Annotated in this window: 7 protein-coding genes and 1 pseudogene; 7 read left to right on the forward strand and 1 reads right to left on the reverse strand. The window is 72.1% G+C overall.

Annotated features, from left to right (window positions below):
* The 7 genes and pseudogenes from AB0B86_RS18725 to AB0B86_RS18755 all read left to right on the forward strand — a co-directional run.
* Positions 1–453: pseudogene (locus AB0B86_RS18725) on the forward strand (hypothetical protein); the annotation flags it as partial.
* 189 nt (positions 454–642) lie between these two features.
* Positions 643–1,140, forward strand: a complete 498-nt coding sequence (locus AB0B86_RS18730) for a hypothetical protein (protein WP_357410711.1) — start codon at positions 643–645, stop codon at positions 1,138–1,140.
* Between the two features lie 185 nt (positions 1,141–1,325).
* On the forward strand, positions 1,326–4,022 hold the full coding sequence (locus AB0B86_RS18735) for a hypothetical protein (protein WP_357418742.1): 2,697 nt from the start codon (positions 1,326–1,328) through the stop codon (positions 4,020–4,022).
* Positions 4,023–4,106: 84 nt separating this feature from the next.
* Complete coding sequence (locus AB0B86_RS18740) at positions 4,107–6,656, forward strand: FtsK/SpoIIIE domain-containing protein (protein WP_357410717.1); 2,550 nt, start codon at positions 4,107–4,109, stop codon at positions 6,654–6,656.
* 2 nt (positions 6,657–6,658) lie between these two features.
* A complete protein-coding gene (locus AB0B86_RS18745; RefSeq protein ID WP_357410719.1) occupies positions 6,659–7,654 on the forward strand; it encodes a hypothetical protein in 996 nt (331 codons plus the stop codon).
* Complete coding sequence (locus AB0B86_RS18750; protein ID WP_357418744.1) at positions 7,654–7,782, forward strand: hypothetical protein; 129 nt, start codon at positions 7,654–7,656, stop codon at positions 7,780–7,782. Before AB0B86_RS18745 ends, AB0B86_RS18750 begins: the two co-directional genes overlap by 1 nt.
* 297 nt (positions 7,783–8,079) lie before the next feature.
* Positions 8,080–9,582, forward strand: a complete 1,503-nt coding sequence (locus AB0B86_RS18755; protein WP_357418746.1) for a hypothetical protein — start codon at positions 8,080–8,082, stop codon at positions 9,580–9,582.
* Here AB0B86_RS18755 and AB0B86_RS18760 read toward each other — a convergent pair.
* Positions 9,572–12,109, reverse strand: coding sequence for an NACHT domain-containing protein (locus AB0B86_RS18760; protein ID WP_357418748.1), 2,538 nt, complete (start codon positions 12,107–12,109; stop codon positions 9,572–9,574). The two genes, AB0B86_RS18755 and AB0B86_RS18760, sit on opposite strands and share 11 nt — an antisense overlap.
* Positions 12,110–12,312: the final 203 nt, after the last annotated feature.

Below are 12,312 nucleotides of genomic sequence, written 5' to 3' on the forward strand. Positions count from 1 at the left end.
TCGGAGTGGGTGAGTCGGGGTGGTAGTGATCTGAGCGCCGATCTGGCGGTGGGTCGTAATGCCGATGGCCGGTTGCAGGTGTTCGTGGTGGGTGGCAATGGGTCGTTGTATTCGACGTGGCAGGCGGCGCCGAATGGTGCGTGGGCGTCGTGGGTGAGTTTGGGTGGTACGGCGCTGCGGCGTCCGGTGGTCGATGTGGCGGCGGATGGTCGGATGGAGTTGTTCGTCGTCGGTGGTGACGGGAAGCTGTATCACAAGTGGCAGCAGAGCCCGAATGGTCCGTTCTCGGAGTGGGTGAGTCGGGGTGGTAGTGATCTGAGCGCCGATCTGGCGGTGGGTCGTAATGCCGATGGCCGGTTGCAGGTGTTCGTGGTGGGTGGCAACGGGTCGTTGTATTCGACGTGGCAGGCCACCCCGGACGGACCCTGGGCCGACTGGCTCTCCGTCGGCTGACCGGCCGCTGACACCCGGTCCTGCCGACGGTGCAGGGGATCGTCCATGATCCTCGTGTCATCGGCAGGGCCGGTGCAGCCGCCCACGTCTGGGTGCGGATCCTCCGGACCGGATCGCTGAGACAGCGCTCACCCCGCGCGGCCCGCGTGAGGGACAGGGCGCTACGAAGATCATCGTTACGCTGCGATCATGAACATCGAGGAGCGCCTACGACGGACCCGTCGGTGGCTGTGGATCGTGCTGATCGGGCTCTTCCTGAGCGGTGCCACAGCTTTTCCGCTGGAGATCGAGGTGCGCTGGCTGCTGCGCGTACTGGACCCGCTCGCCGGCCAACTGCCCGCCCTTGTCGACTGGATCGAGCGGGTGCACGCCGGGCTGGTGACGGCCGGCGCGGACTACCCGTTCCTGCTCTACGGCACCGACTGGCTGGCCTTCGCCCACCTGGTGCTGGCGGTGGCGTTCTGGGGGCCGCTGCGCGACCCGGTCCGTAACGTCTGGGTGGTGCAGGTCGGCATGATCGCCTGCGCGGGCATCGTCCCCCTGGCGCTGATCTGCGGCCCGATCCGCGACATCCCCTGGTTCTGGACGCTCATCGATCTGTCCTTCGCGGTCGGCGCGTTCCCCCCGCTCTGGTTCGCCTACCGACACATCCGCGCCATCGAAGCAACCCCAACCCCCGCGGTCTGACCGCACCCCCCGGCCGCGTCGATCATGGAGTAGTGGTGGGCAATAGGTCCACATTCGCCTGGAATATCAGGCACCACAACTCCATGATCGACCGGGGCGGGGAGGGCCGGGGCGGGGCGGGGAGGGTTGTCGGGCCTGGTGTGCTTTGCCTTGCGCGGTCACACTGTGTGGATCGGAGGTGACTCGTGCGGCGATCCGAGGTGTCCGGGCGGGAGTTGGTCGGCCAGCGACAGTCGCCCGCCGGTCGGGACCGGTTGCCGGCCGGCGGGCTGGAGTTCTTCGCGCTGCTGGCCCGGCTGCTGCGGCGGCCCCGCCGCGGCGACCGGAGGCTGCCGCTGCTCTGGCTGGTCCGCACCGACAGCTCGGATCTGATGGTGGCACTGCGCCGATTCCTCGGCCAGGGGCCCCGGCGGCGGGTGCCGCACGCCGTGCTCGACGCCGCTGCGCCACCGGGCGCCGGGGACGTGCCGGCGTTGCTACGCGAACTGCACCGGCAGCTCTCCCTGGAGGCGTTCGGTGCCGCGCGGCTGCGCTTCCGGCACTACCCGCTCGCCGACTGGCTGATGCACCAGAGCCTCAGTCTCGGCGCCGACGCCGACGACAGCCGGGCCGGTCTGGTACGCCGGCTGCGCGATCGGCAGGGGACGCGTACCGCCGATGCGCTGCCCTCCGGTGGTGACGCGGTCGGCATCGCCTCGCAGGTGCTGCTCTGGCTGGTCCGCCGCGCCGTGCCGAGTGTGGTGTTCCGGGCCGCCGTCTCCGGCCGGGTGCCGGTGCTCGGGCGGCACTACAACTGGTTCATGCGCCAGCAGTATCTCGCGCCCCGGCAGTCGGTCACGTTCCTCGGTTTCGCCGAGCGCCTCACCGCCGGGTGGCGCGACGGCGAGCAACCCGACCAGGTGAACAAACTGCTGCTGCACGCGTTCCTGGAGGACCTGCGGCAGGCGTACCGGCGTCGGCCGTGGCGCCCGTCGGACTGGCGGCGCACCGCGTACCCGGCGCTGCTTGTCGATCACGTCGCTCCCGGCAACGTCGGTGGTGAACTGGTCCGCCTGATCGGCGACGTCCGCACCGAGACCGGCCGCAACGACCCGCTGCTCATCGTCGTCTCCGGCGGGCAACCCCCACCGGAGCTGCCCGAACCGCACCCACTGACCGAGGCCGACGAGGCGTACGACGAGTGGGCCGAGGCGCTGCCGGAGATGCGGCGGCTGCGCCGCCCGGCCGCCTGGCTGGTCGCGCTGCGGCCCGACGACACCGACGTCGGCCCACCGTCTCGGGGCGGAATGCGACCGTTCTCCGCACCCGACCCGCCCTGGTGGTCGCGGCGCTTCCTGCCGGGCGCGCTCTGCCTGGTGCTGCTGGCCGCCGGTGGGGTGTGGGCGGGCAGCCGGTGGGGGCCGGGCTGCCACCCCGCGCTCACCGGTGGCCGGGTGTCGGTCGAGGTGGTCGGCAACGGTGAGTGCATCGGCTACAGCGACAGCGCGGCGCAGGTGTTCAACAACGACCCCGGCCAGGACGGGCTGCGGACCATCCAGCGGCGCATCTTCGCGCAGAACCGGGCCGCCGAGGAGGTCTGGCAGCGCAGCGACCGACGCCGGCCCTTCCTCACCCTGGTCTACCCGGGCACGTTGACAGGTAACCGGACCCGCGCCGACGAGGAGTCGTACGTCTCCGAGCGGGAGGAGCTGGAGGGGATGGCGACCGCCCAGTACGCGCTGCTGAAGGAGTCGGCCAGTGCCGACGGCGCGGCGCTGCTGCGGATCGTGGTGGCGAACGGCGGCCGGCAGATGAGCTACGCCGACCGGGCGGTGGCGATGCTCGCCGAGTTGGCCCGGGACGACCCCACGGTGCTCGGGGTGGTCGGGCTGGTGGAGAGCCGGACCAGCACGGCCCGCGCGTTGCGCGAGCTGAACCGGGTCGGGCTGCCGGTGCTGGCACCCACCCTGTCGGCGGACAAGATGGACGCCAACTCCCGCCTCTACCTGCAGATCTCCGCGCCGAACGCCGATCAGGTGAAGATGGTCGACGCGTACGCCCAGCAGGTGTTGAAGGTCAACGAGGCGCACGTCTTCTACACCACGCTCGAGGGCAGCTCGCTCACCGAGGACCTGTACGTGAACACCCTCGTCGACGGGCTCCGGCAACGGTTCGGGTCCCGGGTCACCCGCCTCGACAAGTGGAGCACCGGCCAGCGGTTGATTGACGAGTGCGGCTACCCGGGTCTGCTCTTCTACGCGGGCCGGTGGTCGGAGTTCGACGGTTTCCTGCGGGCGCTGCGCGAGTGCGGCGCGAACCCGCCCCACCATCTGGTCGCCGACGACTCGGCGAACCGCTACATGGCCAATCCCGGGCTGCGCGCCGCCGCGCCCGGCAACCTGCCGGTCACGTACGTCTCGAAGGCCGCGCTCGCCACCTGCGCCGCGCTGCGATCGGCCCGGGAACGGCCCGACGACGCACGGGCGAGCTTCCTGTCCTGGATCCAGGCCGACGACCTGCTCGACCCGCCGCGCTGCCGACCCGGCTCCGAGCGGCAGGTCGGCGAACGGGTGAGCCTCGCCTACGACGCGGCGATGATGATGGTCCGGGCGGTGGAGAGCCTCGCCGCCCGGCTGCACCACGCCGATCCGCGGCAACGCTGGGAGCCGACCTCGGTCAACCCGGTGGGGGTGCACGCCGAGGTGCTGCGGCAAAACGCGGGCCAGGGCTACCCGGGGGTGGCCGGGCTGATCCGGTTCACCCCCGACTCGGGTGAGCCGGTCGACAAGCGGCTGGCCCTGATGCGGGTCGAGCAGGTGCCCGACGTGGCGACGGCACCGGTGGAGGTGTTCCGCTGCGGGGTGGCCGACGCGTCCACCCCGGCCACGTGCGGTCCGGCGTGACACGTCCTCGCGGGACTGTCCGGTTGCCACGGATGTCCGTTAGGGTTCCTGGGACCAGACGGCCGTTGGCGTTGGGGGCAGAGGTTGGGCAGGCTCGCGTCGGCGTACGGGCAGGCGGTCAACTCCCACCGGGCGGCCCGAGCGCACCTGGACGCCGCCCGGGGCACCCTGGGCGTGGCGCCGCCGGCCGTCGCGCCGACCGGTGCCGCTGAGCTGGTGGCCCGTCTCGCCCACCTCGGCGGTGCCCTGGCCACGCCCGCGCCGGGCGTCACCCCACTTACCGACGAGCCGGCAGCGGTGCGGATCGGCGCCGCGTCCACCCCGGACGGCGGCTTCCCGGTGCTGGTGCCGCTCGGCGGCGGCCACCACCTGGCGGTGGACGCCGACATCCGGGACCAGCGGGTCGCCGGGCTGCTGCGGGCGCTGGTGCTGCGGCTGGTCGCCACCGCACCGCCCGGTCAGGTCCGGGTCGTCGGCATCGACACCGCCGCGGTGGGTGCCACCTTCGGACCGCTGCGCCCGTTGCTCGACGCCGGGGTGCTGAGCCCGCCGGCGACAGGTGAGGCCGAGGTGGCCGCACTGCTGGACGCCGCCGAGCGGCACGCCCGCGCGGCGCAGCACGCCCCGCCCGCCGCCCGGCACCTGCTGGTGGTGGTCGCCACCGCCGCGCCACCGCCGCGCGAGCTGGCCCGACTCGCCGCGCTCACCCATGCCGGCCCGGCCGCCGCCGTCTGCGTGCTGCTCGCCGGCCATCCGTCCCGGCTGCCCGGCGAGACCCCGACGCCGCTGGGCGGCGCCACAGCGGTCCGGCTCGACACGGGGTACGCGTACGTCGGTGACCCGCCGGGCATGCCGTTCAGCGCCGACGGCACCGGTCTCGCCGCCCCGGTGCTGCTCGACGGTGATCCGCCGTCGGCGTCGGTACGCGGGCTCGCCGACCATCTGGCCGCCGCCGCCCGCCGCTCCGACGCGCTGCCCTTCACCGACCTGCTGCCCGAGCGGCGCTGGGCCGAGTCCGCCGGCAACGGTCTGCGTACGGTGATCGGTCGGGCCGGTGGCGACGCGCCAGCCGTCGACACCCCGCTGACGCTCGCCTTCGACGACGCCACCCCGCACTGGTTGGTCGGTGGGCGCACCGGCGCCGGCAAGACCGTCTTCCTGCTCGACGTCCTCTACGGCCTGGCCGCTCGGTATTCTCCGGCCGAGTTGCAGCTCTACCTGCTCGACTTCAAGGAGGGCGTGAGCTTCACCGAGTTCGTGCCCACGAGTCGGGACCCGTCCTGGTTGCCGCACGCCCGTGCCGTCGGCATCGAATCCGACCGCGAGTACGGTCTCGCGATCCTGCGCGAGCTGCGCCGGGAGGCGCAACGCCGGGCCACCGCGTTGAAGCGGCACGGCGTCACCAAACTCGCCGACCTGCCCCGGGACAATCCCCTGCCGCGCATCGTGGCGGTGATCGACGAGTTCCACGTGTTGCTCGCCGGCAACGACGCGCTGGCCCGGGAATCCGTGGACCTGCTTGAGGAGTTGGCCCGCAAGGGCCGCTCGTACGGCATCCACCTGGTGCTGGCCAGCCAGAGCATGACCGGCATCGAGGCCCTCTACGGGCGGGCCGAGGCGATCTTCGGGCAGTTCGCGTTGCGGGTGGCGCTGCCCGGCGGCGGCGGGGTGCTCGACCAGCTCAACACCGCCGCCGCGGCCCTGCCGATCGGCTCGGCGGTGGTCAACACCGCAGCCGGTGCGGTAGGTGCCGACACGGTGCTGCGTTTCCCCGACGCGCACGCCGCCAGCGCGGACCTGGCCGCGCTGCGCCACGACCTGTGGCAGGCCCGGCCGGCGGGTTCGCGGGCACCTGCCGTCTTCAAGGGGTACGAGGCCGCGCGGGTCGAGGACGACAGCACCTTCACCGGACTGCGCCCCGGCGGCCGGCGGCCGATGGCCCTGGTCGGCCGGACCGTCGACGTGCACGGCACCACAGCGCTGTTCCTGATGGACGCCACCCCCGGCCGGCATCTCGCCGTGGTGGGCACCGCACCGGCCGGCGCGGACGTGCTGCGCGCCGCGACGCTCAGCCTGGCCCGCCAGCACCACCCCGGCGACGTCCGATTCCAGGTGGCCTCCCTGGTCACCGCCGCCCACCCGGTCGCCGACGACACCGAGGCGGTCCTCCGGGCGGCCGGTCACCCGGTGCACCGCCTCGACGCGGCCGGGCTGCGCGAGCACATCGCCACGCTGGCCACCGAGCCCGCCGGCCGGGAGTACCTTGTGGTGTTCGGGATGGACGCCGCCGCCCCGGTCCTCGGGGCCACCGACCCGGGCACCTTCCGCTCCGGCCTGGACGACCTGCGCACCGTGCTGCGCCAGGGCCCCGGGCAGGGGGTGCACCTGCTCGGTTGGTGGCGGGGGCTGCGCCGACTCGCCGACGACCTGGGCGGCACCCAGAACCGCGACGACGTCGCCTGCCTGGTGGCGCTCAACGTGCCCGGGAGCGAACTGGCCCTGCACCTCGGCGCGCACGACCTGGCCTACACGCCCCGCACCGACCGGGCGCTGCTGATCGACCGGCACGACCAGCGCATCCGGCTGATCGTCCCGTTCGCCGGCGAGGCAGACGAGCCGGACGGGGAGCGGTGACAGTGTCCTTCGAGGAGTACGCGGCGCTGGCCCGACAGCTCGCCGCGCAGCACCGGGCCGGGGAGCAGCACGCCGCCGCCGAGTCTGAGCGCCGTCGGGACCTGCACGCCGCCGTCGACTACCTGCACCAGCGGTTGACCGCCCAGGGGCAGCGCCTCGACCAGCTCGGCCGAGCGATCGGCGTCGACAAGCCGCCCGCCGGCCCGTCCCCGACCGCGGGGCGTCCAGGCGACGCTGCCACCTGGCCTGGCCAACCGGCCGACTCCGACCCGGCCACTGCTACCGGCTCCGGCCCGATCGCCGCTGGCGGCGCTGGCCCGGCCACCGCTGCCGGCTTCGGGCCGGCGTCCGCTGGTGGATCGGGCCAGTCCGCCGCTGCCGGCCTCGGTTCGGCGTCCGCTGATGGGTCGAGCCAGTCCGCCGCACCCGGCCCGGGGGACGGGGCATCCGACGGCGCAGCCGGCGGGCCGGGGCGGGCGGGGGTCGGGGCGTACCCCCAGGTGCCGGGGGAGGCGCGGCTGGCGCTGCCGACGGCGGTGAGCCCGGCGGGCGCCGGGGTGCCGGCGCAGCGGGCGGCGGCGGTCGACCCGGTGGTGGAGCTGGAGCTGGCCCGGCGGATGGCCGACGAGGCCGACCGGCACGGGCAACAGGCGGAGCTGTTGGCCCAGCGGCCGGCGCTCCTGCCGACGTGGTCACCGCTGGCGCGGGCGGTCGCCGTCTACGCCGGCTGCGGGGCTGCCGCCGGGTTGGTCATGCTGGTCCTGGTGCTCGCCTCCGGGGTGGGCCTGGTGGACGGGTTCACCCTGGGCGCGTGGATCTGCGCGGGGCTGCCGGCGGTGGCGTTCTTCGGCGGGTACCTGGTGCTGGGCCGGTGGGGGCGGCCGGCCATGGTCGCCGGCACCCCGCCGCGCTATCTGCCGCTGGGATTCCTGATCTGTTTCCTGCTGGTGCCGATGGCCTACTGCGGCTATCTGTTACTGGTGCGCGGTCTGCGCTGATGACTGCTGACCTGGGATCCGGTCTGCGTTTCGCCGCGCAACCGGTGGTCAGCGTGTTCGTGCCGGGCCTCCCGGCCCGGGCGCCGGAGTGGCGTGCGGTCATCACCTCGCACGGCAGTCGCCGGTAGCGCCACCGCGCGCCGCGACCGGGTCCGCCGCGATTCTGGCGGCCGGACGCGTCTCTGTTGGACGAGCCTCGCGTCGAGTCAGCTAAACGACTGAGGCGCAACAATTCCTCGGGTGTGGCCGATGGTGGGATAGGGTCCCGTCTGCTGACAGATCGTCACGTCGATGAATGAATGCGTGAGTGATTCGCGTCAGGCCGACCGCAATTGCGCCCCGGGCAGATTGCATTTCACGGAGGTGGTTCGGTGTTCCGTCGGACTGAAACGAAAACTGAACCCGGAACGAATCGACTGCGCTTCATGCTCGCCGGGGTGATCGCCCTCGCGCTGCTCGTTCCGGTCGGCTACCTCGCCTACAAAATCATCGAGCCGCCAGAGCAGCCGATCGTCCCCCGCCCGAGTGCGACCGCCGCGGACGGCTGTGCGGCAGGGGTCACCGCCGACACCGGCGAGTGCCTCGGCCCGGTCACCGACGTCTCCACGCTCGACGGCACCATCCAAGAGGTCGCCGGGAAGATCCTCGCCATGAATCGAGAGGTCGAAGGTCAACCCCGGTACGTCCGGATGGTGCTGCTGACGCCGCTGAGCGTCGCGCCGGCACCCGCCGCGTCGGCGATCTCCCTCGACCAGGTCAGGTTCAGCCTCCAGGGCGCGCACGTGGCACTTCGTCGGGCCAATACCTCAGCGGCGTTCGGCGACAAGAACGCCCCTGCCGTGCAGCTGCTCCTCGTCAACCAGGGCAGCGGCCAGCCGTTCGACGAATCACTAGTGGAGCGGATCGTGACGCTCGGCAACGCCGAGCATCCGGTGGTGGCCGTCGTGGGTCTGGGCTCCAGCTTCACGGGCACCGAGAAGATGGCCGCGGCGTTGTCGAAGCGGGGCATCCCCATGGTCGGCGCGGTCACCTCCGCGACCAGCCTCAGCGCGGCGGATTTCCCGACGTTTCACAGCGTGTCCCCGAGCAACATCGACTACGCGATGGCACTGCAGGACCTGCTGGACAAGAATCCCGAGACGCTTCCCCGCAATGGAATCGTCGTGCACGACCGGAACGACGACCCCTATCCGCGGACGCTGACGGCGGCCTTCACCAGTGTGCTGAAGGATTACGTCAAATTCCCCGCCCAGTCCTTCACCGGTGGCACGGTCGGCAACCCGGCCATGCCGCGGGTCTTCGACCCCATCGTGCGGAATCTGTGCAGCGCGGTGAAGGACGGCAACAAAGCCAAGCGACTCCAGATGGTGTTCTTCGCCGGTCGGGTCGCCGACTTTCCGAGTTTCGCCGAGGCGTTGAAGGAGCGGATCTGTCGCAGTGAACCGCTGACCATCCTGGTCGGTGCCACCGGCTTCCAGCTCTCCCCGCAACAGGTGACACTGCTCGACGCCGCGAACGTCTCGGTCATCTGGGCCTCCTCGGCCGATGCGCCAGCCTGGATCAGGAACCGACCCGGCACGCCCGCGGGTTTCCCGGACTTCCTCAAGGTCTACCGCGACGAGGAGAAGTATCCGGCGGACTCGCTCGACGACGGGTACGCGGTGATGTACCACGACGCCGTCGCGAGCGCCGTGCGGGCGATCCGGATGGCCGTCGGGCGCGACAACATACCCACTGCCGACGGTGTGCAGACCCAGTTCAGCAACCTCGCGCTGGCGCACGAGATCGTCGGCGCGACAGGCACCCTGACGTTCGGCGAACGGGCCGACATCGACGGTCGGGCCACCGGAAAGGCGGTGATGTACCGGCAGTTGGGCGGGACGCCGCCCCGGCTGCCCGCCGACGTGGCGCCCTATCTCACCCGGTGAGGCCGGGGCCCTCGCCGGCGTCGGACACCAGCCAGTGCCGGCTGCGAGGGTCCTCGTAGGCGTCGATCCACTCGTTGGGTCGCCACACCCGCCGGCCCCGCAGCTCGAGCCGCGGCTGTAACCCGAGCATGGTCAGCGCCAACGCCAGCTCCACCGCCGCCAGCACGACCGTGGTGATGCCGGCGGCCAAGCCCAGCGCGCCGTCCGGTCGTGTCAGATCCCAGCCGACCGCGCCGAGCGCCGCCACCGAGAGCACGCTCAGCAACCCGCCCGTTGCCTGCTCGGCGGAGTGGCGGTCGACCCGGTGCGCCCGGACCACCGGAACGAACACCAGGGCGCCCCGCCGACGCCAGTCCGCTTCGAGGTTGGCCCAGCGGGCCGGGTCGGTGGCCTTGGCCGTCAGGAAGCGGTTGACGTCCGACGTGTCCAGGTCGACCTCCTGTGCCCAGCACAGCAGCGTCACCAGGTTGGACTGTCGGTCCAGCCCGCGCCGGAACGGATACACCTGCTGGCGCAGGAGGGCGGTGGCGAATCGCGGGTGCGCTGCCGGTTGACGTTGCAACGCCGCGAAGCAGGCCGGGTCGGTGGCGAGCCGTACCAGGCGGTCGACGAGTGGCACCAGCGAGTGGTCGTCGGGGGGTGCGCCCTCCGCGGTGCGCAGGCAGCGCCACAACGGTTCGACGAACCGCGGGTCGTCGGGTACGACACCCACCAGCCGGACCACCATCGAGCGGCTGACGGAACTCTCACCCAGCCGTTCCACGAGCATCGTCATCACGTCGAGCAGCGTCTCGTGGGTGCCGCCGAGCGCGTCTGCGGCGTCCGCCTCGCCGGCGACCTTCGTCAACCAGGTGAAGGCCTGGTCGCGGGCGGCGTCGCGGATCGCCGCCCGGGGCGACGCGGTGGCGCTCAGCACGGCTGCCAGGGCGGAGAGCATCACCGGGGGCCTCGGGTCACGCAGGGGTTCGGCCATCCGCTCCAGTACGGCGAACCCGATCGGGTTGAGGCAGTCCGCGCCCGCCAGGCAGGCGCAGGCCAGAACGGGGTCGATCTCGGCCAGTTCCCCGATGAAGCCGGTGACGACCGACTGGTCCGCGGTGGCCGTGTAGAAGAGCACCACCCGACGCCACTCGCGCTCCATGGCCCGTTCCCGCAGCAGCCGCAGACCCTCGTCGCTCTGGCGCAGCAGCTCGGAGGCGACCAGATGTTCCTGCAACGAGCGGTGCACGAACTCGTACTGCCCGTCGCTGACCGGGCTGAGCAGCCCGGACCGGTCGATGATCTCGTCGACGAAGTCGTCGGCACGGCCGTGCAGATTCTGCCGCAGCCGGTCGCCGGTGGCCGACACGAAGTCGGCGAGCGCCGCCCTGTCGAATGGTCCGAATCCCTGCGGGCCGAGCGCCGCGCGCAGTGCGAACTCCCGCAGCACCCGTAGTTTGTCGGCCTGGTCGAACTCGTTCACCCCGGTGGTGAGCCCGTCGGCCCGGAAGCTGTGCCGGCCGAGCATCTCGTCGATCATCTCGTCGTACAGTCGCGCCGTCGAGTGCGCGATGGCGGGGAACTTCCGGCCCGCGTACAGGCCTATCGACATCGAGAGGACCAGCGGATTTCGGTGCAGGCCCAGCGTGCCCGACACCCGTAGCTGCGCCATGAACCGCTGCGGCCCGTCGAGGTCGGGGAACCGATCGGGAAAGGCCCGCAGGTAGGCGAGTATCTCGGTGTCCCGCAGCGGGGCCAGCGCGTAACTGCGGTGCGGGCCGAACCGCTCCGACTGCCAGTCGTCGGCGATCCGCAGGAAGGTGAGCCGTCGGCAGGTGATCACGATCCGGGCATTGGCGGTCGGCAGTTCCGGGGTGTGGTCGCTGAGGAACCGGTACACCTCGTCGCGGATGGCCGAGTACGCGGCCGGCGTCACCTCGTCCAGCCCGTCGAGCAACACGACGCAACGCTCCTGCTGCAACGTCTGCGCGAGGAACTGCTGGGCTTCCTCCTTGGTCAGCGCCAGCCCCTTCTGTGACCGCAGCACCCCGAGGATGTGGTCGGTGAGCGCGCCGGCCTGTCCGATGCCGCGAAGCAACCGCACCGGCACCAGGAACGGCACCTCCCGGCCCCGCCCGGTGCCCCCTCGACCGTCGACGCCGCCCAGCGCCGCGATCCCGAACGCCTTGAGCATCGTGGTCTTGCCGGACCCCGCGTCGCCGAGCAGCACGACGTGGTGGTGCCGGTCGGCGATCCGCCGGCCGGCGTCGGCGATCCGGTCCGAGCGTCCCTCCTCGGTCACGAACAGCGGCACCAGGGTCCGCTCCAGCCTCAGCGTCTCCGGTGCCGCCAGGTACGGGTTGTACACCCGGTACTCCTCGACGAACCAACGGCGGTAGCGCTCCTCCGGCGCCCCGCGCCGCAACTTGCGCAGCAGCCGGGTCGCCGCCACCGAAATCGCCAGCAACGCCGCCCCGGTGCCGGCGAGCGGATCGACCGCCTTCACCAGGTCGTATACCGGCTGTAGCCACCCCAACACAATGTCCACACCATCGATGGTGCGCCACCGGTGTTACCACACGTCGCGGTCCGGACCCGACGCGCCGAACGACCAGGCAGGACGCGCCGGACCGCGACCACGTCCGCTACTTTCCGGGTACGCCGACCTCATTCGTTCGCCTCGGCACTCGACTTGACCAGCAGGGCGAAGCGCACATCGGTGCAGGGGTAGTCGACGCCGCACTCACAGAG

Origin of the sequence: Micromonospora sp. NPDC049047, assembly GCF_040649135.1 — a bacterium.
Taxonomy (GTDB): domain Bacteria; phylum Actinomycetota; class Actinomycetes; order Mycobacteriales; family Micromonosporaceae; genus Micromonospora.

What these genes read in the sequence shown, in the direction of transcription:
- AB0B86_RS18730 (WP_357410711.1), top strand. Translation starts at nt 643, where the DNA reads ATGAACATCGAGGAGCGCCTACGACGGACCCGTCGGTGGCTGTGGATC.
- AB0B86_RS18750 (WP_357418744.1), top strand. Translation starts at nt 7,654, where the DNA reads ATGACTGCTGACCTGGGATCCGGTCTGCGTTTCGCCGCGCAACCGGTG.
- AB0B86_RS18755 (WP_357418746.1), top strand. Translation starts at nt 8,080, where the DNA reads ATGCTCGCCGGGGTGATCGCCCTCGCGCTGCTCGTTCCGGTCGGCTAC.